Source organism: Pelomonas sp. Root1237, from assembly GCF_001425055.1.
Classification (GTDB): Bacteria; Pseudomonadota; Gammaproteobacteria; order Burkholderiales; family Burkholderiaceae_C; genus Pelomonas.
Window position 1 is genome coordinate 249,319 of record NZ_LMDK01000017.1, and the last position, 24,210, is coordinate 273,528.

Genomic DNA, 24,210 nt, shown 5'->3' on the forward strand with positions numbered 1-24,210 from the left:
GGTTTTGCTCCAGTTCGGCACAGCGCGGTGCAGCACTCCCCCCGGGAAAGTCCCGGGCCTGCATTGAGGCCCGGGAACAACGGTTAGGGCCTGTTAACGCTACGGCAGCAGGCCGCGTTAACAGGCCCTGGGCGTGTTCCAGCGCAGCCGGCGGTAGATCGTGTTGCGGCTGATGCCCAGCTGCTTGGAGGCCAGCGAGATGTTGCCGCCCGCTGCGTCCAGCGTGGCGCGGATCATGTCGATCTCGGCCTGCTCCAGCGTGCGCGCGCTCGCGGGCTCCGCGGCAGCTGCGGCCGGTGCGACCAGTGCAGGAAGCGCGGCATGCGGTTCGAAGGGCGGCCAGGCCGGCGCCAGCGCGGGCGGCGGGGCCGGTGTCATGCCGCCCACAGCGCGCTGCATGTCTTCGAGGAAGTCATCCGACAGGTGATTCGTCGTCACCAGCCGCTCGCCCGCCGACATCACCGCCGCCGTGCGCAGCACATTGGCCAGCTGGCGGATGTTGCCCGGCCACTGGTAGCGGCGGAACATGCCCAGCACCTGGGGGCTGAGCTCGGGCGTGTCCTGCGGGCGCTCGGCCTGCAGGATGCGCCGCACGATGGCTTCCACGTCGGTACGTTCGCGCAGCGCCGGCAGGCGCAGGGCCAGGCCGTTGAGGCGGTAGTAGAGGTCCTCGCGGAAGGTCTGCGCGGCAATCATCTCGCGCAGGTTGCGGTGCGTGGCGCCAATGACGGCGATGTCCACCGCGATGGACTTGGTGCTGCCCAGCGGCGTCACGCTGCGCTCCTGCAGCGCGCGCAGCAGCCGCGCCTGCAGCGGCAGTGGCATGTCGCCGATCTCGTCCAGGAACAGCGTGCCGCCGTTGGCCTGCACCAGCCGCCCCGGCGCACCCTTGCGCCGCGCGCCGGTGAAAGCGCCTTCCTCGTAGCCGAACAGCTCGGCCTCGATGAGGCTCTCGGGGATGGACGCGCAGTTCACGGCCACGAAGGCCTGGCGGGCGCGCACCGAGTCGTGGTGCACCGCGCGGGCCAGCAGCTCCTTGCCTGTGCCGGTCTCGCCGAGGATGAGCAGCGGGATGCCGCGGTCCAGCACACGCTTGACCTTCTGGATGACGGTCTCCAGCTGCGGGTCGCCGGTGCGCAGGTATTGCAGGCCGGAGAAGCGCTGGGCGCCGTTGGCCGTGGCCGCCGTCGCCACGATGTCCGCCGGCTGGGCCGGCGCGTCCGGGCTGGGCACACCGCCAGTCCATTCGCCTTCGCGCAGCGAGCTGGTGCCCTGCGAGGGCTCGCGCGCATCGATGACGTCGGCCATCTCCGCATTGCGCAGCCCTCCCACCACCGGGCGCGAGGGCCAGTCGAAGCGAGCGCTGACGAAGAAGCTCTGGCCCGTAGGCAGGCACAGCTGCATCGGCGGCGACATCGGCATGCGGAAATGGTCGTAGATGGCCGCCGGCGTCGTGCCCAGCAGGCTGCTCAGGCTGCGCATGCGCAGCTCCGCGCCGCTGACGCCGAGCTGGTCCAGCGCGGCGCGGTTGGCGCCCAGCAGCCGGCCTTCCGGCGACACGACCAGGATGCCTTCGAGCAGCGTGCCGATGAATTCGGGCCGGCTGTGGAAGTGCAGGCGCAGGCGGTTGTTGTAGTCGTCCGAGAGCCAGTGGTTCTCGATCATGCGGGCCGACATGCGCACCAGGCCCATGGTGTGCTGGTGGTAGCCGCGGTGGTCGCCCGTCACGTCCAGCACGCCGAGCATGTTGCCGCGCGGGTCGAAGATGGGTGAGGCCGAGCAGGTCAGGAAATTGTTGGCGTGGATGAAGTGCTCGCCGCCATGCACGAGCGTGGGCACCTCCTCGAACAGCGCCGTGCCGATGGCATTGGTGCCCTTGGCATGCTCGGCCCAGTTCTCACCCGGCGCCAGCGCCACGCGGTGGGCGCGGGCCAGGAAGCTGTCGTCGCCCACCGCGTGCAGGATGGTGCCCTGCGCGTCGGTCAGCACGATCATGCTTTCGGTGTTGACGATCTGCTCGTAGAGCAGCTGCATCACCGGCGCGGCGTGGGTGTACAGGCGTTGGTTGCGTTCGCGCGCGAGGTTGAGGTCGCTGCGGATCATCGGGTCCAGCCCGCTTTTCTCGTGGCGCTTCAGGCCCAGCGCTTCGCTGCGCTGGTGGCTGCGCTCGATGAAGGCCTGTCGTGGGGGCCCCGGCGGCGCCGGGCTGGCCGGCGCTTCGGTCTCGATGGTGGGCATAGAGGCTCTCATGCGCCTGCCTGTTGCAGGCTTGTCTCGGCGGCGGCGCGGTCGGTGCCACGCCTGTCTGTGTCTGGCGGCCATCGTGTCCCAAAGCGGTTCGGCTGTCCATGACACAGGTCAAGCGCCGACACGGTCGGTGTTCCAGGTTGGAACAGTTCCGTCCTGGCATGTCGCTTGCAGCGCAGGGATAGAGCCCGAACGGGCCTGCAAACCCAGACAACGACCGGAGACAAACCCATGAAATTCCATCCCCGCTACATCGCCGGCAGCCTGTGTGTCGCGGCCGTCGTGGCCTGGGCCCACGGCGACGTCACCCCCCAGGCCGTGGACACCAGCAGCCTGCCCCAGCTGGGCGAAGGCTGGCGACCCGAGAACCCGTTTCGCGGCGATGAGGCCGCCATCAAGATCGGCAGCTCGGCCTTCAACCAGAACTGCGCGCGCTGCCACGGCCTGGAGGCCATCTCGGGCGGCATTGCGCCCGACCTGCGCCGGCTGGACAACGACTGCAGCACGCTGAAGGACGCCGCCAAAAAGGCCGCCTGCGTGAAGGAGAACGACGACTACTTCCTGAACACCGTGCGCCACGGCCGCAGCCGCAACGGCGCCGTCTACATGCCGCCCTTCGAGGGCGTGTTCACGCAGGAAGCGATGTGGGCGATCAAGTCCTACCTGGAAGTGCGCCGGGAGAAGCCGCTGTGAACCGGCGCCACATCCTCGCCTGGGCCGCCGCCAGCGCCCTCACCGGCACGGGGGCGGGCGCCGCCACGCTGGCCCAGGTGCGCGAGCGCGGCCGGCTCATCGTCGGCCTGTACGAGGACATGCCGCCCTTCCATGTGAAGGGCAAGGGCATCGACATGGAGCTGGGCCAGGCGCTGGCCGAGGCCCTGGGCGTGAAGTTCGCGCCGCTGGCCTTCAATGCCGACGAGAACATGAACGACGACCTGCGCAACATGGTCTGGAAGGGCCACTACCTCGGCCACGGCCCGGCCGACGTGCTGATGCACGTGCCGGTGGACCGCCCGCTGATCGAGGCCACGCCGCAGGCCCGCATCTTCGGCCCCTACTACCGTGAGCGCGTCATGCTGGCGCGGCGTGTGGATGAGCTGCCACGGCTGGAGACGCTGTCCCAGCTCGGCACACGCCGCGTGGCCGTGCCCGGCCAGACGCTGGCCGGCTGGCTGATGATCGGTGCGGACGGAGGCGCCTACCGGGAGCAGCTGCTGACGCAGTTCAAGGACGGCTGCGAGGCCGCCCGCGCACTGCAGCGCGGCGAAGTGGCCGCCGCCGCCGGCCTGGCGTCGGAGCTGGAGACGGTGCTGGCCGGCGACGCGGCCTACCGCATCGAGCCCCTGCCGTCGCCGCGTGCGCCGCGCGACGGCTGGGCGGCCGGCATGGCCGTGAAGCGCGACGCCACCGACCTCGCCCAGGCCCTGCAAGACGCGTTGAACCAACTGGTCAGCCAAGGCCGCGTCGCCGAGATCTTCACCAAGTACAAAGTGGCCTGGCGTCCGGCCTGAGAGTTGAGCCGGCCCGACCGCATCTGGAGATACCCATGAACAAGAGATTCGCGCCCGCGGCGCGAAGGACGGCACTCGCGCTGGCAGCCGCCAGCGCGGCCGCCCACGCCGCACCCGCACCGACCGTCCTCGAACCTGTCGTCATCACCGCCACGCGCACTGAAGCCACGCCTTTCGACGTGCCCGCTTCCATCAACCGCATCGACGGCGACGCGCTGCGCGCCGGCCGCGCCCAGGTCAACATCTCCGAGGGCCTCGGCGCCGTCCCGGGCCTGCTGGCGCGCGACCGCCAGAACTACGCTCAGGACGTGCAGATCTCCGTGCGCGGCTTTGGCGCGCGGGCCAGCTTCGGCATCCGCGGCGTGCGCGTCTACGTGGACGACATCCCCGCCACCCTGCCCGACGGCCAGGGCCAGATCACCAACGTCGAGATCGGCACCGTGGGCCGCGTCGAGGTGCTGCGCGGGCCGTTCTCGGCGCTGTATGGCAACTCCTCGGGCGGCGTCATCAGCATCTATTCCGAGAACCCCGCCGGCCCGCCGCGCCTGGACGCCGGCGTCAGCTTTGGCAGCGACGGCCTGCGTCGCGTGGCCGCGTCTGCCAGCGGCACCGCAGGCGCCATCGGCTACACGCTGGGCGCCAGCCGCTTCGAGACCGACGGCTACCGCCAGCACAGCGCCACCGAGCGCCGCCTGGGCAACGCGCGGCTGAACTTCAAGCTCGGCGCCGACACGCAGCTGACGCTGATCGCCAACAGCGTCGAGTTGCCCGAGGCGCAGGACCCGCTCGGCCTGACCCGTGCCCAATGGCAAACCGACCCGCGCGGCGTCGACCCCGGCGCGCTGAGCTTCAACACCCGCAAGACGATGAAGCAGCAGCAGGGCGGCCTGGTGCTGGAGCACGGCATCGACAGCGCCAACACCCTGCGCGTGATGGTCTACCAGGGCCATCGCACGACGATGCAGTTCCAGTCCATCCCGGTGGCCACGCAGGCCAATGCGCTGCATCCGGGTGGCGTCATCGACCTGGCGCGCGACTACCAGGGTGCCGATGTGCGCTGGCGCTGGAAAAGTGCCACCGCCAGCGTCATCGCCGGCGTGGCCGCCGACGAGCTGAGCGAGCACCGCGTCGGCACCCAGAACTTCATCGGCACGACGCTGGGCGTGCAAGGTGCCCTGCGCCGCGACGAGCGCAACCACGTCAGCAACGCCGACCCCTATCTGCAGGCCGAATGGCGGCCCACGCCGGCCTGGCTGCTCAACGCCGGCGTGAGGCGCAGCAAGGTCGACTTCCGCTCGACCGACGCCTACATCACCAAGACCAACCCCGACGACAGCGGCGCCGCCAGCTACTCGGCCACGCTGCCGGTGCTGGGCGCAAGCTTCGCGGTCAGCGAGCGCCTGCGCGTCTACGCCGCCGCCGGCCGCGGCTTCGAGACGCCCACGCTCAACGAGCTGGCCTACCGCCCCAGCGGCGCCACGGGCCTGAACTTCGGCCTGCAGGCGTCGCTGAGCCGCAGCATCGAGGCCGGCATCAAGGCCCGGCCCTGGGACGGCGCCGAGTTAGCGCTGGCGCTGTTCCAGACCGGCACCGAGCACGAGATCGTCACGCAGACCAGCCTGGGCGGCCGCGCCACCTACCAGAACGCCGGCGCCACACGCCGCCGTGGCCTGGAAGCCTCGGGCTCGTTCCAACTCGCGACCACGCTGCAGGCGCAAGTCGCCGCCACCTGGCTGGACGCGCGCTACCGCGACGGCTTCCTGACCTGCACCGCCACGCCCTGCGCTGCCGCCAACCAACAGGTCAACGCCGACAACCGCATCCCCGGCATTGCCCGCACCGCGGTCTATGGCGCGCTGACCTGGCAGCCCGCCAGCGGCTGGCGCTTCGGCGCCGAGGCGCGCGCGCTGAGCAAGGTCTACGTCAATGACCTCAACAACGACGCCGCCCCCGGCTACGCGACGCTGGCCGCACACGCGGGCTACCAGCTCAGCCTCGGCCCCTGGGACCTGGGCGCCCTGCTGCGCGTGGACAACCTCGCGGGCCGCCGCTACGCCGGCTCCGTCATCGTCAACGACGGCAACGGCCGCTTCTTCGAGCCCGCACCGGGCCGCACCTTCCTCGCCAGCGCCAACCTGAGCTATCGCTTCTGAACCGGAGACCTTCATGGCCCGCCTGTTGCCCACCCTGACCCTGCTTGCCGCGGCAGTCACCCAGGCCCATGCCGGCCCGCTGGCCTATGTGTCCAACGAGGGCTCGGGCACGCTGAGCGTCATCGACACCGCCACCGACGCCGTGCTCTACGAACTGCCCGCGGGCGCCAAGCCGCGCGGCGCCGTCATCAGCCCTGACGGCCGCCGCGCCTACGTGAGCGACCAGCCCGGCAACCGCCTCGTCGTCATCGACCTGACCGCGCGGCGCCAAACCGGCGAGATCCCGCTCGGCGAATCGCCCGAAGGCCTGGGCCAGTCGCCCGACGGCCGTTGGGTCGTGGCCGCCGTGGAGGAGGCCAACGAGATCGTCTTCGTCGACACGCGCACGATGGCGCGCAGCTTCGCCGTCAAGGTGCGCGGCAAGAACCCCGAGCACGCTGTCTTCAGCCCCGACGGGCGCTGGGTGCTGGTCAGCGCCGAGGAGGGCAGCGCGGTGGACGTCATCGACGTGGACAAGCGCGCCCAGGTCGCGCAGATCCCGGTCGGCACGCGGCCGCGCGGCATCGGCTTCTCGCCCGACGGGCGGCGGGCCTTTGTAGCGGCCGAGATGTCCAGCGAGATCTACGTCATCAACATGCAGACCTTCTCGGTGCAGGACAAGCTCATGGCCGGGCCCAAGAGCAATGGCATCAGCGTGCACCCCGACGGCAAGCGCGTTTTCATCTCCAACGGCGGCGATGCGACCGTCTCGGTGCTGGACGTGGAGCGCATGGCCCTGGTCGCCACCATCCCGGTCGGCCAGCGGCCGTGGAACATGGCGCTGACGCCCGACGGCCGCAAGCTCTATGTGGCCTGCGGGCGCTCAGGCGCGGTGTCGGTCATCGACACCGAGACGCTGCAGCGCGTGGCCGAGGTGGCGGTGGGCAAGCTGCCCTGGGGCGTGGTGATCCGCTAGCAACGGCAACCGGGGAACCCCATGACTCACCGCCACAGCAGTTGCTGGGCGGCGCTGGCACTCGCCTATGCGTCCGCCTCACACGCCCAGATCCAGCTCGAACGGGTTCAGGTCGTCGGTGTGTCGCCGGTGGCCGGCGTCGACATCCCGCGCGACTGGATCCCCGCCGCCGTGCAGACCGCCCGCGCCGCCGACCTGGAGCGCAGTCAGGCCCTGGACCTCGCCAGCTTCATGAACCGGCGCCTGGGCAGCGTCCACCTCAACGAGATGCAGGGCAACCCGCTGCAGCCCGACGTCAACTTCCGCGGCTACACGGCCTCGCCGCTGCTGGGCTCGCAGCAGGGGCTGTCGGTCTACCTCGACGGCGTGCGGCTGAACCAGCCGTTTGGCGACGTGGTGAGCTGGGACCTGATCCCCAAGGCGGCCATCGCTTCCATCGCGCTCAACCCGGGCTCCAACCCGCTGTTCGGCCTCAACACCCTGGGCGGTGCGCTGAGCGTGCAGACCAAGGACGGGTTGAAGCAACCGGGCACGTCGCTGCAGCTGACGGCCGGCTCACACGGCCGCCGCGCCGCCGAGTTCGAGGTGGGCGGCGGCAGCGCCGGCGGCACGCACTGGTACGTCACCGGCCACAAGTTCCGCGAGCGCGGCTGGCGGGTCGATTCAAAGTCCGACGTGAACCAGCTCTTCGCCAAGCTCGGCCACCGCAACGCTGACACCGACATTGCACTGACCGCGTCGCTCGCCGACACCGACCTCAACGGCAACGGCCTGCAGGAGCAACGCCTTCTCGAACGTGACCGCGCCAGCGTCTACACGCGCCCGGACAACACCCGCAACCGCGCGGCACTGCTCAACCTCGCGCTTTCTCATTCGCTCGGCGAGCAGTGGACGCTGGCCGGCAACGCCTACGTCCGCAGCATCCGCACGCGCACCTACAACGGCGACCTGAACGACGACGCGCTCGACCAGTCGCTCTACCAGCCCAGTGCCGCCGATCGCGCGGCGCTGGCGGCGGCCGGCTACACCGGCTTTCCCACCGCGGGCGAGAGCGCGGCCAACACGCCCTTCCCGAAGTGGCGCTGCATCGCCCAGGCGCTACTGAAGGACGAGCCTGGCGAGAAGTGCAACGGCGTCATCAACCAGACCCGCACGAACCAGCACAACGCCGGCTTCAACGCGCAGCTCGGCTACGACGGTCGGCTGCTTGGCTTGCCCAGTCAGTCCCTGATCGGCGCGGCAGCCGACTTCAGCCGCAGCCGTTTCGTGCAGGGCTCGGAGCTGGGCTACCTGAATGCCGACCGCAGCATCACCGGCGTCGGCGCCTTCGGTGATGGCGTGGGCGGCGGCAACGTGGACGGCGCGCCCTACGACACCCGCGTGGACCTGGCGGGCCGCACACGCACGCTCAGCCTGTTCGCCAGCACCGTGCTCACGGTGGCGAGTGGCACGCACCTGACCGTGTCCGCCCGCTACAACCACAGCACGGCGCGCAACCGCGATGCCATCACGCCAGGCGCCGGCCCGGGCTCACTGGACGGCGACCACGCTTTCAGCCGCCTCAACCCCGCGCTGGGCCTGACCTTCACGCCGGTGGCCGGCGTCAACGCCTGGGCCGGCGTGAGCCAGGGCAGCCGCGACCCGTCCTCCATCGAGCTGGGCTGCGCCGACCCGGCCAACCCCTGCAAGCTGCCCAACGCCATGGCCGGCGACCCGCCACTCAGGCAGGTCGTCACGACGACGGTGGAGGCCGGCATTCGCGGCGCCGCCGGCGGGCCACTGGCCTGGAGCGTCGGCGTGTTCCGCTCCGACAACCGCGACGACCTGCTCTTCGTCGCCGACGACGCGGCAGGCTTTGGCTACTTCAAGAACTTTGGCAAGACCCGCCGCCAGGGTGTGGAGCTGGGCCTGAGCGGGCAGCCCGCCAAGGGCCTGGCGGCGGGCATCAACCTCACGCTGCTGGACGCCACCTACCGCACGGCCGAGCGCGTCAACGGCGCGTCCAACAGCAGCAACGATGCGGCGCAGGCGGGCTTGCCCGGCGTGAACGGCAATATCGCCACCCGCCCCGGCGACCACATGCCGCTGGTGCCGCGCCGCATGCTCAAGCTCTATGCCGATCTCGACCTCGGCGATGCGTGGTCGCTCGGCGCCGACGCCATCGCGATGAGCGGCGCAGCAGCGCGCGGCAACGAGAACGGCCTGCACCGGCCCGATGACACGTACTACCTCGGCGCGGGCCGCAGCGCCGGCTACGCGGTGGTCAACATCAACGCGGCCTGGAAGCCGATGAAGGGGCTCAAGCTCTTCGCCCAGGTCAACAACCTGTTCGATCGCGACTACGCCACCGCCGCGCAGCTCGGGCCGACGGGCTTCGACAGCGCGGGCAATTTTCAGAGCCGGCCCTTCGCCGCCAACGCGAACGGCGACCGCCCGTTGCGCCACGCGACGTTCTACGCGCCAGGCGCGCCGCGCAGCGTGGCGGTGGGCGTGAAGTTCAACTTCTAGCGAGAAGCCCTCGGGCACTGCTGCGCGCCGCCACACCCACGCTGCACGGCGGCACAGCGCGCGCCCGCGCCACGCAACAGCCCGCGTCGGGGCACACCCGCAGCAGCGTGCCAGCGCGGCACGCGTCATGGCTCCCACTGCGCCGCGCGGCAACGCCCGCGTGGGCACTTCGCTCCAGCCCGGTACTGGCACAGCGCTTGCGCAAAGCACCCTGCCCAAAACCACAACCGGAGACAACATGAACATCAACACCCGCACCTTCATCGCCGCCGCGCTCACCGCCGCGGGCACAGCCCACGCCGCCGACTTCAAGGCCGGCGAATGGGACCTGAGCCTGGGCGGCATCATCAACGCCTACTACACCCACACCAGCTGTTCCGGCTCGCAGACCGTCGGCGGCGTGGCGCTGGCGACCAAGGGCCTGGGCTGCGGCGGCACCGATGGCCGCACCGTCATCGGCAACGGCCTGCTGCCCAATGCCCTCACCACCACGGCCAAGACGCGCCAGGACGGCTATGACATCCAGGCCACGCTGATGATCGGCGCGGCCGTCGCCTCGGGCGACGCCATCTCCAACAACAGCAACGTCGACGTGCGCCAGGGCTTTGTCACCTTCGGCAATGCCGACATGGGCAGCGTCAAGCTCGGCCGCGATTACGGCCTGTTCGGCCAGTCCGCCATCCTCGGCGACATGACCCTGCTCGGCGCCGGCGCCCCCGTCAGCGCCACCCAGCGCAACCGCGTCACGCTCGGCCACATCGGCTCCGGCTACACCTACCTCGGCACGTATGGCCAGATCGCCTACAGCCTGCCCGCCAGCGGCGGCTTCTCGGCCACCGTCGCGCTGATGAGCCCCGTCGACGCCGGCGCCGCCATCGGCCGCAACGAGCCGCAGCTGCAAGCCCTGGCCACCGCCAAGTTCAATGGCGGCAAGGCCTGGGTGGGCGTCAAGCACCAGAAGTTCGAAGGCACCGGCGGCGCTGCCAGCTTCACGATGAACGGCGCCGAGGTCGGCGCCAGCGTCAGCCTCGGCGCGCTGGGCTTTGCGGCCAATCTGCAATCGGGCAAGGGCCTGGGCGTGCTGTCCGACGGCGACAGCGGCAACCGCAAGCAGACCAACGTGCTGCTGCAAGCCACCTGGCAGGCCACGGCCAAGACCAAGCTCGGCCTGAACTGGGGCGAGAGCAAGCTGAAGGATGGCGTGGCGAGCGACCTGCGCAGCAACACCAATGTGACGGCGGGGCTGTACTACGGGCTGACGAAGAGCGTGACGCTGGTGGGGGAGGTGAGCCGGACGACGTCGAAGCCGGTGACCGGCAGCGACGCCAAGATGAGCGGCGTAGCACTGGGGGGGATCGTGTTCTTCTGACCTATCGCACGGCCCTCGCGGCGACGCGGCGAGGGCGTTAATCCTGGCAAATATCTGATTCGCGTTGCACGGCTGCGAAAGCAGTCCGCGCCGCCGCCGTGCGGGTCGCGCGGCGCAGACTCCTGGCAGGCCTGCCAGCGCCGAGGCAAACTGAGGCCCGATTGACCCGGAGCTGACTTGCAATCCAGGCGCCGCTCTTTTCATGCCGCGATGGCGGCACTCATCCAGGCGGCTTGCTGTGCCGGCGCCTGGTCGCAGCCCGTAGCCATGCCACCGGTCACTGCGGCCGGCACCGAAGGCAACAAGTTGGAGGCCGTGAGAGTTGAAGCGGCCAGGCAGCCCTATCGCAGCCTCTTCGTCACCGGTGCGATGAAGACCGACACGCCGATCCGCGACCTGGCGCAGAGCGTGCGCGTGCTGTCGGCCGACATGCTGGCGGACGCGGGTGTGACCCAGTTGGCCGACGCGCTGGAGCTCGGCAGTGGCATCGCCAGGCAGAGCAATTTCGGCGGGCTGTGGGACAGCTACGCGATGCGCGGCTTCACGGGCGACCCGAATTTCGGTTCCGACTACATGGTCAATGGCTTCAACTACAGCCGCGGCTACAACGGGCTGCGCGATACCGCCGCCACCGCCATGATCGAGCTGCTGAAGGGGCCGGCCTCGGCGCTCTACGGGCGCGGCGAGCCGGGCGGCACGGTCAACATCGTGACCAAGAAGCCGCTGTTCCAGCCCGGCCATGCGCTGGAGGTCTCGGGCGGCAGCTTTGGCCGCCTGCGCAGCACGGCTGACCTGACCGGCCCGTTCAGCGAGCGCCTGGCCTACCGGCTCAACGCCGCCAGCGAGAAGGGCGACAGCTACCGCGACCATGTGCGCTCCGAGCGCCATATGGTGGCGGCGTCCCTGCTGTGGCGGGCCGGCGATGCCACCACCGTGTCCTACGAGCTGGAGCACGCCAGGCAGCGCGCCAACTTCGACCGCGGCATCGTCGCGATCCGCGGTGAACTGGGCCGCCTGCCCCGCTCGCGCTTCCTGGGCGAGCCCGCTGACGGCCCGCACGCCACCGAGACGACAGGCCACCAGATCTTCATCCAGCACGACTTCAACGACGACTGGGCGATCCAGGCCGGCTTCAGCCACCGCGACAGCTCGATCAACGGCATCTCGACCGAGGCGCGCTTCCTGCTGGCTGACGACCGCAGCCTGGTGCGCCAGCGCCGCAGCCGCGACAACTCGGCGCTGGACATGTCGGGCCGCTTCGAACTGCTGGGCAGGCTGCGTGTCGGCGGCTTGGTGCACCGGTTGCTGGTCGGCGCAGATGCCTACAGGTTCATCGACCATCGCAAGCAGTACCGCGTTGCCGAAGCCTCCGTGATCGACATCTACGAGCCGGTCTATGGCCAGGTGGCCCCGCCCATGCCCCTGACCACCTGGACCCGCGAGGCGCAGCGCTCAAGGTCGGTCTACGGCCAGGATCAGATCGACCTGTCGCCGCAGTGGAAGATGCTGCTGGGCGTGCGCCACGACAGTTACGACCAATCGCTCCTGAACCGCCGCAACGGCATCACGATCGCCCAGTCCCTCAGCGCCACCACGCCGCGCGTCGGCCTGGTCTACCAGCCGAGCAAGACGCTGTCGCTGTACGCCTCGGCGTCCAGGAGCTTTCGCCCCAACAGCGGCGTCAGCCGCGCGTTCCAGTCCTTCCCCGCTGAAGCGGGCAGGGCCGGCGAGCTGGGGATCAAGTTCGACACCGCGGACGGCAAGACCAGCAGCACGCTGGCGATCTACAGGATCGCGAAGAACAATGTGCTGACCCCCGACCCGCTGGACCCGAACAACTTCTCGGTGGCTGCCGGCGAGGTGCGCAGCCGGGGCCTGGAGTTCGACATCTCGGGCGAAGTCCTGCCCGGGCTGCGTCTGACGGCTGCCTACGCCTGGACCGATGCCCAGGTGACCCGCGACAGCAATGCCTTCCTGGTCGGCCGGCGCCTGGCCAACGTACCGCGCCAGAGCGCCAATCTGATGCTGGTGCAGGCCTTCCTGCTGGGAGCCAATAGCGCGACGTTGGGCGCGGGCATCAACCATGTGGGCGAACGCGAGGGGGCCGTGGCGCCGCTGGTGGCAGCCGACAACTTCAAGCTGCCGGGCTACACCACGCTCAAGCTGATCGGCTCGCTGCAACTGGGCAAGCAGTGGCGCGCGTCCGTCGATATCGACAACCTGCTCGACCGGCTGTACTACAGCAGTTCATATATGCAGGCCTGGGTCTTGCCCGGCGGGGGGCGAAGTTACATGCTCTCGGCGCGTTATCAATTCTGAGCTCGCGGCACAGCTGCGTCACTCACTCAGTATATTTTTTGAGTATGGCCTGAAAGGCGCCGGAGCTTTTCAGCTTATCGAGCGCCGCCTGCCAGCGAGCGATTTCCGCATCGGAAATGTCCTTGCTGCAGGCAATGTATATGGGAGAGGTGATCAGTTTGACGGGCGTTTGAACGACCGCATCCAACGAATAGTTCATTTGCTTCAATAGATGGATGACGCCCAACGGTGAATCGCTGACGGCCAAATCGCATCTGCCGAATATCAACATCCTGTAAACGGCTTTGCCGTCGGATGCGCCTGCCTCGAGGTTGGTGAAGCCTGCTGCCTGCATCCTGGAAGTCGTCAGGCCACCGCGCCGGGAGCAGATCGAGCGAACCTTCTTGGTGTCCTCGAGTGTCGAGACTTCAAGAGGATTGCCTTTGCGCTTGTAGAAATAAATGGAACTGTCGCCCAGCGGGCCAATCCATTTGTATTTGGTCTCGCGTTCCGGGGTTCGCAACATCGTGATCAGCATCGTTCTTTGATTGCCTTCCAGCGATGCTTTGGCGCGCATGCTGGGCATCAGCTGAATATCGATATCTGCGTTGAGCGCCTGGGCAATCGCCCGGACGACTTCCACCGAAAACCCTGTCAGTGCGCCATCTTCACTGTAGTTATATGGGGCCCACTCCTCCGTGACGATGCTCAGCCTCCGATCCGCCGCCCAGCAAGAACCGGCCAGAGCGCAGGAAACGGCGAACGCGATCATGCACCCAGCCTTTCCGGCGTTCGAAGCACAGTTCACAGCCATATTCGAGCCCTTGTATTCCTTGACGGTTGGCGGCTCAAGTCCCAACTGCAACACTTGGCGGTCAATGAGGCAGTGAGGGCAGGGACTGTTGCAAGGCTTGCATGATCACCCGAAAGCGCCAGTTCCAGCGAGCCCGCGGCTGAACGCGCTGCTCGGGCCGCAGATGGTGCTGCACACCCAGCTCTGACGGCCCGCGTCGCGAGCTGACGGAAGAAGCGAGCGCTTTCAGTGTGCGCGCGGTCGCGAGCGGCATTGCCGCCTACAAGGCCCGAGCTGACAGCAACCTAGATTTGCGCGTAGCCACTTTGAAGACCATCCATGCGCGCCCTTTTCGTCACCACCAGTGCCACACAACTCTCGCCTGAACATCAGACCGGCCTGTGGCTGGAGGAGTTCGCCGTGCCCTACCTGGCTGCCATCGAGGCCGGCATCGCCGTCACGGTCGCATCGCCCCGGGGCGGCCCCGTGCCGCTGGACCCCAAGACGGAACCGAGCGACAAGCAGCGCAAGGAATGGGCCATGCCGCTGGAAGCGCTGGGGCACAGCGTCACGCTGGCGTCCGTGCAGGGCGAGACCTTCGACGCCGTGTTCATCCCCGGCGGCCACGGCCCGATGATGGACCTGGCCAAGGACGCCACCTTGCACACGCTGGTAGCGCGGCACGACGCGGCCGGCAAGGTGATTGCGGCCGTCTGCCACGGCCCGGCCGCGCTGGTGCACGCAAGGCGCGCCGACGGCCAGCCTTTCTTCCAGGGCCGCCGCGCCACCGGCTTCACCAATGCGGAAGAATTCCTGGCGCGGTTGAAGGCCGTCGTCCCCTTCCTGCTGGAAGACGAGATGAAGGCCAGCGGTGCTGATTTCCATTCCGCGCTGCTGCCCCTGCTGAGCCACGTGGAACAGGACGGCAATCTGATCACCGGCCAGAACCCGAATTCGAGCGAAGCCGTGGCGAAGGCCTTGGTCGCGGCGCTCTCGGGCTGCTGACCTTTGCATCGACGCCTTGAACGGCGGCGTTGCCGCCTCCATGACCCGGCAACGCCGCTTGCGGCCGAGCCAGCGGCTCAGCGCTTGCTCGGCCAGGGCAGCATGGCTGCCAGCACACCGTCGCGGCGCAGGAAGTGGTGATACAGCGCGGCCAGCGCGTGCAGGCCGGCCAGCCACATCAGCACGTCGCCGAGCAGGCCGTGCACGTCGCCCCAGTCCGCCGCCTCGCCCAGGCGCGAGCCGGCGACCCAGGGAAACTCATCCACCCGCACGCCGCCCAGCAGCGTCAGCGGATGGTGCTCGCTGCCCAGGGCCAGCAAAGCCGTGGCCGGCAAGGCCAGCATCAAGGCCCACAGCACGACGTGCACCAGCTTTGAGAGCCCATGCATCCACGTCGCCATCTCGAAGCGCGGCTTGCCCGGCCGCAGCGCCACCCACAGCAGGCGCAGCAGCGTCAGCGCCAGCACCAGCAGGCCCAGGGACTCATGCCAGACGATGTCCAGCCGCGTGGCCGGGTCGATGCCCTTGCGCATCATCCGCCCGAAGCCGCCCGGCCCCAGGATGAAGGCCACGGTCACGGCGATGGCCGTCAGCCAGTGCAGGGCGCGGCTGAGGGGGTCGTAGCGGGGGGTGGGCATGGGGATGGTGCGGCCAGAACTGTTGTAGCGATTGTGGTGGGCTCGGATTGACGGGGAGTTGACATACGGCAAGGTGTTGACCGGCGGCGACGCGGCAAACGCAAACGGCGAATGGTGCGGCTGCAGGTCGGCTGGCGGGCCACGGCCAAGCTCCGGCTGAACCGGGGCGAGAGCAAGCTGAAGGATGGCGCGGCGGCCGATCTGCGCAGCAACACCAACGTGACGGTCGGTCTGTACTACGGGCTGACCAAGAGCGTGACGCGGGTGGGGGAGGTGAGCCGCACCACTTCCAAGCGGGTCACGGGCAGCGAGGCCAGGATGAACGGCTTCGCGTTTGGCGGGATCGTGTTCTTCTGAGGACAGGGGCGCCGTCGCGTCGATGCCGCGGCTCAAACCGACGCCCGATGCGGCGGCTGCGTTCAGGGGCGCGGACTTTGGATTTAAGACCTGACCCCGAATCCCGTGACCCCGAATCCCGAATCCCGGAGATTTAAGACTTGACCCCGGGCCCGCGCTGGCCGCCCACGTCGGCTACCAGCTCAGCCTCGGCCCCTGGGACCTCGGCGCCATGCTGCGCGTGGACAACCTGGCGGACTGCCGCTACGCGGGCTCGGTCATCGTCAACGATGGGAATGGGCGCTTCTTCGAACCGGCGCCCGGGCGGACTTGGCTGGCGAGTGCGAACGCGAGTTATCGCTTCTGAGCAGCAGACCAACTTGCTGCTTCAACGCTGGGGCCGGGCCTACAGATTTGAGACCTGACCCCGAACCTCCGAACCTCCCGTGACCCCGAACCTCCCGCTGTACAGGCGGGTGCGCTGACTGATGTCAGCGCTGCAGCTCAATGCGGTCCAGCAGTTTGAGCTTCAATCTTGACCGCAGGCCAAGGAACCGTGATCCGCACCTCGCATGACTTTCGCCAGTCGTCAATGTTGGTCCGGCCCCATATCGAGACAGCGCGCTGGTCTGACGTCATTGCGTCGATATATAGGTTCTTCGCGCCAATCGCGACGCTTTCTGGAACGGAGCACCGAGTCGCAAGTTCAGGCGAGCGCACCAAACTAACCGCCATGCCCCACTGAACGTCTCGTTCTAGGTCGAAGCCCTGAACCCATACCGAGTACGGGGCGTTCCAAGTCATGCTCGCGGTGAGAAGCAGTCCTTGTTCTGCGAACAGGTGGGTTTGCCTATCGGCCAAGGCCTCGCGCAATTCGTGGGTCTGTGGAAAAAAGATGAGCCGCGAGCGAGAGACATGCTGAGGTCGCAGCGTGGAGATACCTTCCTGATAGACATCACGCCAGTCCCGCTCGAGGTCACGGTTAACGTGCGTTTGCACTTCCAGGGGCTCAATCGTTCCAACGACGGGATACGGAGGTAAGCGGGCATCAAAGGTTATGCGGCGACCACGGTCCAGGACCAAAGGACGCCCGTCATTGCCCGTCACGCGCAAAGTTGGGTGCAGCTTGCGAATCAAGTCGACAAAGCTGGACGACTGAGCGTCCCTTCTGTAGTCCGCGTAGACCTGCAACGGTTGTCCTGCCGTCTGGTATTGCCAGAACGGGACGGATACCAGAACTTCGTCGCTGCCGCTACGCCGCAGCACCCAACGAAGCTCCCGGCGGGACGCTCGGTCGGTATCCACGGACAGTCTCAGTTCGCTCGCGAGCTCTGAAACGAATCCGAACTTCAAGCAGCTGCTGGGTTGCACCTGCATATCGTGGATCTTGTGCCACAGGTCACCGTATCGCCGCAACGCCACACACCCCGGGTCGCCGGACTGCGTCAGCTCGAGACGAATGAACGGTCGTTCAGCGCTAATTTGGGCCAATAAGGGGCGAGGATCTTCAAGCTCTTCGAAAAGCCACTTTGATCCGACGACATCCAACTCCACCCACGGCAGTTTGGCCTCGATCAACAGGCCATAGACGGCGTGGCGAATGTTGATTGGTCCGGTGTAGAGGCCATTGGTTTCGAAACTCCTGTCCAGCTCTTTCAACTGCTGTCGCGCCTGCTCGTCCGCCTTCTTCATCGAATCTTGATCTGAGCCAAACAGCAAACGGTGCAGCAGCCCGAAGGGGGCGGCGACGACGACAGCTGGCCACAGCAAACTCTCCAGGCCAGTGAGCCCCACAGGTTCAGCCCTGGCAACCGTGCCCACGACCAGACAGGAAGCGATTGCTGTGTTCATACAGCGCCGCCTCCACGCGGCCCCTGTGTTCTTGGCGTTTGGCATCGTTCGAAAGCGGCGTTCGAGCAACGGAGTCCGTAAAACTGGATTCTGTACTGCGGTCCGGGATCAGGTCTCAAATCTACAGTCCCAGCATGAAAAATGACTTGAGCACTGCCCTGCAAGACACCTTCCTCGACTTCCCGCTGCTTACCACCGCCCTCCGCCAGTGCGCTGCCCGGCCAGAGGACACCCAGGTCTATGCATCCCCCGCCGCCTTCGAAGCCTTCATCCGCGGCGGCGGCAATGTGCCGCTGTATGAGTGCGTCAGCGTGGAGCTGGCGAGCCACTACGCGCCCGATGTGCACTCGCTGCTGGACATCGGCTGCGGCGACGGCCATGCCCTCTTTCCGGCGCTGGCCGCCGCTGCCCACCCGCACGCACTGGAGCGCCTGACGCTGGTGGAGCCCGCGAGCGCGCTGATGGCCAGCGCCGTGGCGCGAGCCCAAGCCGAGCAGCCCACGTTGCCCTTGCAGGCGCTGAACGAGGGCCTGGGCGCCTTCGCCGCCAAGCTCGGGCCTGATGCGCGCTGGGACCTCGCCCAAGCCACCTTCGCGCTGCAAGCTATTCCCGAGCCCGAACGCTGGGCCGGCCTCGCGCGGCTGCGCGCCCACGTGAAGCGGTTGGTGATCGTGGAGTTCGACATTCCCGACCTGCAGCGCGGCACGGACGCCTATGTGGCCTCGCTCGCGCAGCGCTACGAGCGCGCCCTGGGCGAGTACGAGGGCGCCACGCGCGAGCTGGTCGCGCAGGGCTTCCTGATCCCGATGTTCCTCGGCCAGCTCGACGCGCAGACAGCCGCGACGAACTGGGAGCACCCGGCGCCGGTGTGGCGCGAGAAGCTCGAAGCCCCGGGCTGGCGCGTGACGCGCCTGGCGCACATCAGCGACTACTTCTGGGCCCCGGCCTTCATGCTGGTGGCCGAAGCTTGAACTGACGGCGCATCCAGGCCGCGGGCACGGGCGCCCGCCCCTCCTGCCCCCCCCGATCATCCTGAAGATGAAGGACGCTTCGCCACCCTGGCGCCGCCCACCTCACCGCAAACGGGGCCGCGGGCGCACAGTGCGCCGGCGCACCACCGCGCGAACGCATTCACCGGCGTCGACGGTGAGGAGAACTTCAAAATGAACTACGCAAAGCACATGCTGACGGGGCTGTTGGCGGCAGGTTTGATGATGGTTGGCACTGCGGCATCCGCCCAGGACTCCAGCTACAAGCCGGGCACGGTGTGGAACTTCTCCCATATCAAGGTCGAGCCCGGGCAGTTCGAGAACTACATGGACTTCCTGGCCAAGACCTGGAAGAAGTCCAACGAGTTCGGCAAGAAGGAGGGCTACATCGTGTCGTACCACGTGTTCTCGGTGAACAACGCTCGCGAGGGCGAGCCCGACCTGATCCTGGCCATCGAGTCCAAGGACTACCTGACGACCGCGCAGCAGCTGGAAGTGCAGAAGAAGTACGAGGCCTTCATGGCCATGGACCAGCACAAGATGGACGCGGCCTCCGGCGAGCGCAAGGTGATGCGCAAGCTGGCGGGCGGCATGGAGTTGCAGGAGCTGGTGCTGAAGTAAGGCAGCCCGCCCATTCAGCTGTGCCAGCATGCCCTCCGGCACGGCTGGATGGAAAAAATACCAATATCCACGAGCACTTAGCAAACTCTTAAGGTTCGGCTAGCAAGCATTTAGCGGCGCGCCGCCGCCCCGATTCCTACAGTGACTGCACGGTTCGATGCCAGGCGCAGCGAGCCATTCGACACACCACCCAGGGAATCCGAGATGCACACCTCACCGCAAGAAATCCTCGCCGTTCGCGGCACGGCCACGGCGCCGCGTTTTGACATCTACGCCAGCATTCACAAGGGCCTTCGGCTGATGCTCGCCGACCTGGTCGCCAGCGCCGGGCGCGTCGACCCGGGCGACCCGGCGTCGCTGCAGCAGCTGGCCAGCAAGGTCGAGGCGGCGGCGGATTTCTGCGCGTCGCATCTGAAGCACGAGAACGCCTTCGTGCACCCCGCGCTGGAACGCGCCCAGCCGGGCACCAGCCAGCGCATCGCGACCGAGCATGTGGCGCATGAGCGCGACATCGAGGCGCTGCGCGGCCATGCCCGCGCGCTGGCCGATTGGCCGGCGCAGGACCGCGCCGCCGCCTGCCGGGCGCTGTACCACGCAGTGAGCCTGTTCGCGGCCGACAACCTGGCGCACATGCACCTGGAGGAGACCGAGCACAACGCGGTGTTGTGGGCGCATCTGGACGATGCCGGCATCATGGGCATCCACGGCCAGATCCTGGCCGCGCTGTCGCCCGCCGAGATGATGGCCTCGCTGCGCTGGATGCTGCCGGCCCTGGCGCCGGCGGAGCGCTTGGTGCTGCTGGGTGGCATGCGTGCCAACGCGCCGGCGCCGGTGTTTGGCGCAGTGCTGGCCATGGCGCGCGAGCAGCTCAACGACGACGACTGGGCTGCGCTGGCGCGCGGCCTGGGCCTGCCGGTTGCACCTGGCCTGGCGGCCTGACGGAGGCCCATGATGAACAACAACAAACGCTATGGCGCCTGGTGGCTTCGCATGGCTGCGCTCTACCTCGTGGTGGGCGTGTCACTGGGCAATTACATGGGCGCAACGCACGACTTCGGGTTGCGCTCGGTGCATGCCCACGTCAACCTGCTGGGCTGGGCGAGCATGCTGGGCTTCGGCCTGGTGGTGCAGCAGTTGGCCGACACGCTCAGCCCGCGGCTGGTGGCGCTGCAGTTCTGGCTGCACCAGCTGGCGCTGCCGGTGATGCTGTCGGCACTGGCGGCACTGATGCGCGGCAATACAGCGGCCGGGCCGCTGGTGGGGCTGGGCTCGGTGGTGGTCGGGGTGGCGGTGCTGGCCTTTGCCGCCAACGTCTGGCGCGGCACCGGCGCCAAGCTCAGGGCTGCCTGAGCTCCAGCTCGCCGCAGACCTGCAGCTTCAGCCGCCCGCGCCCGCGCCAGCGCGCCGCTGGAGAACAAGACCCCGTCGCAACGCTCGTTGAGTGTGACCAGGAGTGCGCCGCCGAGCGGCTTTCAGTGCGCGTGCGAAGCCGCGCCGGCGGGCACCTCGGCCCGGGCTTGGCAGTGCTTGTCCATCATGCTGCCAGGCGCGCTGGCGGCGCGGCCGGGTTCTGCGGCGTGGCGCTTGCACATCTCGTCCATCATGCCGCCGCCCTTGCCGCCACCCTTGCCGTCTTCTTTGCGTGCGCCGTCGGCCGCAGCGGCGTGGGCGCCATGGCCCGGCGGCACGGGAGCGGCGCAGCCCGCCAGGGCGAGCACCAGGGCCAGGGCGAGGGCGGGGGTGAATGGCTTCATGCGGCGACTCCAACGGGTTGGCGCCAGCTTGCGCCGCCGCGACTGCGCCGCGTTTGATGCGGGTCAAACGCGGTGCTCGTGCTTTTTCAACCCCCTCAAACCTTGGGTCGGAACCGTCATGCCACGCTGGCATGCTTGGCTCATCGCTCAGCAGTACGAGACGACCCTCATGTTGCACACCGCCCCCACCCCCGACCGCGACCAGACCCTCGGTGAAGAGATCGCCAACGCCATCAGCCACGGCCTGGGCGTGGTGCTGGCCATCGCGGCGCTGCCCATCCTGGTGATCCGCGCGATGAACCATGGCGGCACAGCCGATGTGGTGGCCGCGGCGATCTTCGCGGCCACGATGATCCTGCTGTACGGCATCTCGACGCTGTATCACGCCCTGCCGAACAGCCTGTGGCAGGGCCGCGCCAAGGCGGTGCTGCTGCGGCTGGACCACGCGGCCATCTACGTCTTCATTGCCGGCAGCTACACGCCCTTCACGCTGGGCGTGCTGCACACCGGGCCGGGCGTGACGCTGTTGATCGCCGTCTGGGCGGCGGCGGCGTTCGGCGTGGCGATCAAGCTGCTGAACCGGCTCAAGCACCGCTTCGTGTCCACGGGCCTGTATCTGGCCATGGGCTGGGTGGTGGTGTTCGCGGCCGGGCCGCTGGTGAACAGCCTGCCGGCCGCGGGCCTCACGCTGCTGATCGCCGGCGGCCTGAGCTACACGCTGGGGGCGTTCGTCTTCCTGCTGGACAACCGGGTGCGCTACTCGCACTTCGTCTGGCACCTGTTCGTGCTGGGCGGCAGCGCCTGCCACTTCTTCGCGGCGCTGTTCTACGCCTACACCTAGACTGCGCGCGAGCCATCGGGCGCGATCAGGCACGACAAACTGAAGTGCCCGCCGGAGGCGGACTCAGGGAGATAACAAGCATGTCGATTCCAGACCCGTGCCCGGCGCCGCCGGCGCGCTTGGCCGGTCGTTGGCGCCTGGGCATGGGCGCCACTGCCATGGCGGCCGCCTTGTCCGCCTGCGGCGGGGGCGGAGGTTCTGCACCCGCGCCTGCGCCCACACCTGCGCCTGCGCCCACACCCGCACCTGCACCCGCGCCTGCACCTGCCCCCTCACCGGCACCTGCGCCCGCCCCAGCTCCAACGCCTGCACCGGCACCCGCCCCAGCACCCGCCCCAGCGCCTGCCCCGGCACCCGCCCCGGCTCCAGCACCCGCGGCCTTCGAGCCCGTGCCCGCGACATCGGCGGCCAGCTACATCTGGCAGCGCAACTTCGGCGGCAACCCGCTGGCGTCGGCCAGCGGCACGACGATGAACATGTTCGACGCGGCCGAGCCGGTGCTGACGCAGTACACGTGGATGAACCAGTTCGCCACGGGTGGCGGCATCTTCTGGATCGGCCCGCAGCCGCAGAGCGGGCTCTTCCTCGGCACGACTGCGCCGGCGCTGAAGCTGCAGGTTGGGCTGGTGCCGCACGCCATCTGGCCGATGGCGTCCAGCTCCGTGGGCACGCTGGATTCGCCCAACTGCCGCCCCAGCAATGGCGCCTACGTGGTGCACGACGCGGCCTATGCGGCCGATGGCAGCCTGAGCAGTCTGGCCGCGGATTTCACGGCCGGATGCTCGCTGGGCTATGCCGCCTACGTGAGCGGCGCCATCCGCTACCGGTCGGCCGTGGCCGCGGCGCTGGACCGCAGCTTCGCCGTGGCCGGCGCGGACCGCACGCTGAACGAGGGCGAATCCCTGCGCCTGGACGGCTCGCTCTCCTGGAACCCTGCCAGCAGGTTGCGCTCCATCGAATGGACCCAGCTGTCGGGGCCGAGCTTCGACCTGTCCAACTGCCGGCTGGGCATCTGCGACACCTACACGCCGCTGGTGGCAAAGGGCGGCGCTCAGGCGAAGTTCAGGTTGACGGCGGTCTCGGAGTCCGGCAAGTCGGCGACGGCCGATCTGATCATCAGCGTGCGCAGCTGGCAGGACACGCAGTCGCGGGCCGACATCTGGGGCAGCGGCCACGTCTCGAGCGGTAGCGACTTGCGCATGTCGGAATCGGATGGCGTGTTCGATGTCCCGGTCAAGGGCGGGACCGAGGCCATCTTTGCCGACCAGACGGCGGAGCGCATTCGCTGGGTGTTCAACCCCAACGGCAATGCTGCCTATGACAGCATGGAGCTTGTGCTGTCGAACACGGCCGGACTTGCGCTCACGCCGGGCAGCTATGCCGGCAACCTGCGGGCCGGCTTCGAGCCGGGGGCCGGCCCGGCAGCCAGCGCCAGCTATGCCGGCCACATGTGCAACTCCTCCGAATGGGAAGCCCTGGTGGCCGAGATGGACCGCGACCCCACCCAGCTGACGACGGTGAACCGTGGCGCCGTCACGCTGCACATTGGCTGCACCGAGGGCGGTGGCGAGCTGCAAGGCAGCTATCTGCGGCTGTGGCTCCGCTACACGCCAATGTCGCCGCCGGTGGTCAGGGTCACTGCGCCCACCACGGCCACGGCCGGCCAGGCCGTGATGATCCAGGACGCGGGCAGCACCACCGCGAACGGTGGCGAATGGCTGCGGACATGCAAGCAGATCTATGGGCAGGCCAGCGCCAGCATCGAATTCCTCGCCAACGGTGCCTGCAAGGTCACGCCATCGGCCAGCACGCCCAACAACAGCAAGGTCGTCGTGGCCTACGAAGTGCTGGACGGCAAGGGCCAGTCGGGCGTGGCCCTCGCCGAACTCTTGGTAACCGGCGGCCCCGCGGCGGCGGCGCAGCTTGGGGGCAAGCCCGCGTTCCAGGCGGCGACGCAACCCGCCCGGCGGACGGCGCGATGACGCGTCACACTGGGGCCTGACCCGAACTTCAGCTGGAGTGCCCCCCCCATGCCCAAGGCTTACTGGATCGCCCGCGTCGACGTCAACGACCCCGAGCAATACAAGCTCTACGTGCAGCGCAACGACGCGGTGTTCGCCAAGTTCGGCGGCCGCTTTCTCGTGCGCGCCGGCCAGTTCGACAACCCCGAGGGCACCTGCCGCGGCCGCAATGTGGTGATCGAGTTCCCGAGCTACGAGGTGGCGCTGGCCTGCTATCACTCGCCGGAGTACGCGCCCCAGATCACGCTGCGCCAGGCCGCGGCCGAGGCAGACATCGTCATCGTCGAGGGCTATGACGGGCCGCAGCCGGGTTGAACCGC

Annotated in this window: 22 protein-coding genes; 17 read left to right on the plus strand and 5 right to left on the minus strand. The window is 68.4% G+C overall.

Features of this window, described 5'->3' with window-relative positions; translation table 11 throughout:
• Positions 1–117 precede the first annotated feature (117 nt).
• Positions 118–2,238 carry a sigma-54-dependent Fis family transcriptional regulator gene (locus tag ASC91_RS19100; protein ID WP_235532030.1) on the minus strand — a complete coding sequence of 707 codons (2,121 nt, stop codon included), beginning with the start codon at positions 2,236–2,238 and terminating at the stop codon, positions 118–120.
• Positions 2,239–2,478: 240 nt separating this feature from the next.
• On the opposite strand from ASC91_RS19100, the gene pedF reads away from it, so the two are divergent.
• From pedF to ASC91_RS19135, 7 genes are all read left to right on the plus strand, one after another.
• Positions 2,479–2,940, plus strand: coding sequence for a cytochrome c-550 PedF (gene pedF, locus ASC91_RS19105; protein WP_056200338.1), 462 nt, complete (start codon positions 2,479–2,481; stop codon positions 2,938–2,940).
• Positions 2,937–3,758 (plus strand): ABC transporter substrate-binding protein, encoded by an 822-nt coding sequence (locus ASC91_RS19110; RefSeq protein WP_082532818.1) that lies wholly within the window; start codon positions 2,937–2,939, stop codon positions 3,756–3,758. The genes pedF and ASC91_RS19110 overlap by 4 nt, the downstream gene beginning before the upstream one ends.
• A 35-nt stretch (positions 3,759–3,793) precedes the next feature.
• Positions 3,794–5,911 carry a TonB-dependent receptor gene (locus tag ASC91_RS19115; protein ID WP_056200344.1) on the plus strand — a complete coding sequence of 706 codons (2,118 nt, stop codon included), beginning with the start codon at positions 3,794–3,796 and terminating at the stop codon, positions 5,909–5,911.
• A gap of 13 nt (positions 5,912–5,924) precedes the next feature.
• Complete coding sequence (locus ASC91_RS19120) at positions 5,925–6,866, plus strand: beta-propeller fold lactonase family protein (protein ID WP_056200347.1); 942 nt, start codon at positions 5,925–5,927, stop codon at positions 6,864–6,866.
• A 21-nt stretch (positions 6,867–6,887) separates the two neighbouring features.
• Positions 6,888–9,374, plus strand: coding sequence for a TonB-dependent receptor (locus tag ASC91_RS19125; RefSeq protein ID WP_056200351.1), 2,487 nt, complete (start codon positions 6,888–6,890; stop codon positions 9,372–9,374).
• A gap of 238 nt (positions 9,375–9,612) precedes the next feature.
• Positions 9,613–10,743: a porin gene (locus ASC91_RS19130; protein ID WP_056200353.1), complete on the plus strand. Its 1,131-nt coding sequence runs from the start codon at positions 9,613–9,615 to the stop codon at positions 10,741–10,743.
• A 210-nt stretch (positions 10,744–10,953) separates the two neighbouring features.
• A complete protein-coding gene (locus ASC91_RS19135; RefSeq protein ID WP_082532819.1) occupies positions 10,954–13,062 on the plus strand; it encodes a TonB-dependent siderophore receptor in 2,109 nt (702 codons plus the stop codon).
• A gap of 22 nt (positions 13,063–13,084) precedes the next feature.
• Here the strand turns inward: ASC91_RS19135 and ASC91_RS19140 are convergent, their stop codons facing one another.
• Positions 13,085–13,813 (minus strand): ABC transporter substrate-binding protein, encoded by a 729-nt coding sequence (locus ASC91_RS19140; RefSeq protein ID WP_056200356.1) that lies wholly within the window; start codon positions 13,811–13,813, stop codon positions 13,085–13,087.
• Between the two features lie 360 nt (positions 13,814–14,173).
• Between ASC91_RS19140 and ASC91_RS19145 the strand changes: the two genes are divergently transcribed.
• Complete coding sequence (locus tag ASC91_RS19145; RefSeq protein WP_056200359.1) at positions 14,174–14,839, plus strand: type 1 glutamine amidotransferase domain-containing protein; 666 nt, start codon at positions 14,174–14,176, stop codon at positions 14,837–14,839.
• A 77-nt stretch (positions 14,840–14,916) separates the two neighbouring features.
• On the opposite strand, the gene ASC91_RS19150 is transcribed toward ASC91_RS19145, so the two are convergent.
• Positions 14,917–15,477 carry a cytochrome b/b6 domain-containing protein gene (locus ASC91_RS19150; protein ID WP_056200362.1) on the minus strand — a complete coding sequence of 187 codons (561 nt, stop codon included), beginning with the start codon at positions 15,475–15,477 and terminating at the stop codon, positions 14,917–14,919.
• A gap of 111 nt (positions 15,478–15,588) precedes the next feature.
• Between ASC91_RS19150 and ASC91_RS19155 the strand changes: the two genes are divergently transcribed.
• Positions 15,589–15,834, plus strand: a complete 246-nt coding sequence (locus tag ASC91_RS19155) for a hypothetical protein (RefSeq protein WP_056200365.1) — start codon at positions 15,589–15,591, stop codon at positions 15,832–15,834.
• A 211-nt stretch (positions 15,835–16,045) separates the two neighbouring features.
• Positions 16,046–16,180 carry a hypothetical protein gene (locus ASC91_RS30680; protein WP_268795277.1) on the plus strand — a complete coding sequence of 45 codons (135 nt, stop codon included), beginning with the start codon at positions 16,046–16,048 and terminating at the stop codon, positions 16,178–16,180.
• A gap of 137 nt (positions 16,181–16,317) precedes the next feature.
• Here the strand turns inward: ASC91_RS30680 and ASC91_RS19160 are convergent, their stop codons facing one another.
• A complete protein-coding gene (locus ASC91_RS19160) occupies positions 16,318–17,664 on the minus strand; it encodes a hypothetical protein (protein ID WP_157281835.1) in 1,347 nt (448 codons plus the stop codon).
• 134 nt (positions 17,665–17,798) lie between these two features.
• Between ASC91_RS19160 and ASC91_RS19165 the strand changes: the two genes are divergently transcribed.
• From ASC91_RS19165 to ASC91_RS19180, 4 genes are all read left to right on the plus strand, one after another.
• The gene (locus tag ASC91_RS19165) at positions 17,799–18,635 is read left to right on the plus strand and encodes a class I SAM-dependent methyltransferase (RefSeq protein WP_056200370.1); all 837 of its coding nucleotides are present in this window, start codon (positions 17,799–17,801) and stop codon (positions 18,633–18,635) included.
• 192 nt (positions 18,636–18,827) lie between these two features.
• Entirely contained in the window at positions 18,828–19,274 is a 447-nt protein-coding gene (locus tag ASC91_RS19170; RefSeq protein ID WP_056200374.1) for a hypothetical protein, read from the plus strand.
• Positions 19,275–19,478: 204 nt separating this feature from the next.
• Positions 19,479–20,213, plus strand: a complete 735-nt coding sequence (locus ASC91_RS19175) for a hemerythrin domain-containing protein (RefSeq protein WP_056200377.1) — start codon at positions 19,479–19,481, stop codon at positions 20,211–20,213.
• 12 nt (positions 20,214–20,225) lie between these two features.
• Positions 20,226–20,624 (plus strand): hypothetical protein, encoded by a 399-nt coding sequence (locus ASC91_RS19180; protein WP_157281837.1) that lies wholly within the window; start codon positions 20,226–20,228, stop codon positions 20,622–20,624.
• Positions 20,625–20,746: 122 nt separating this feature from the next.
• Here the strand turns inward: ASC91_RS19180 and ASC91_RS19185 are convergent, their stop codons facing one another.
• Positions 20,747–21,028, minus strand: coding sequence for a hypothetical protein (locus ASC91_RS19185; RefSeq protein WP_056200383.1), 282 nt, complete (start codon positions 21,026–21,028; stop codon positions 20,747–20,749).
• 169 nt (positions 21,029–21,197) lie between these two features.
• Between ASC91_RS19185 and ASC91_RS19190 the strand changes: the two genes are divergently transcribed.
• The 3 genes from ASC91_RS19190 to ASC91_RS19200 all read left to right on the plus strand — a co-directional run bounded on the left by ASC91_RS19190 (position 21,198) and on the right by ASC91_RS19200 (position 24,205).
• Positions 21,198–21,869: a hemolysin III family protein gene (locus tag ASC91_RS19190; protein ID WP_056201287.1), complete on the plus strand. Its 672-nt coding sequence runs from the start codon at positions 21,198–21,200 to the stop codon at positions 21,867–21,869.
• Between the two features lie 389 nt (positions 21,870–22,258).
• Positions 22,259–23,851 carry a hypothetical protein gene (locus tag ASC91_RS29605; protein ID WP_056200386.1) on the plus strand — a complete coding sequence of 531 codons (1,593 nt, stop codon included), beginning with the start codon at positions 22,259–22,261 and terminating at the stop codon, positions 23,849–23,851.
• A 48-nt stretch (positions 23,852–23,899) separates the two neighbouring features.
• Positions 23,900–24,205, plus strand: a complete 306-nt coding sequence (locus tag ASC91_RS19200) for a DUF1330 domain-containing protein (protein ID WP_056200388.1) — start codon at positions 23,900–23,902, stop codon at positions 24,203–24,205.
• The last annotated feature ends 5 nt before the right edge of the window (positions 24,206–24,210 follow it).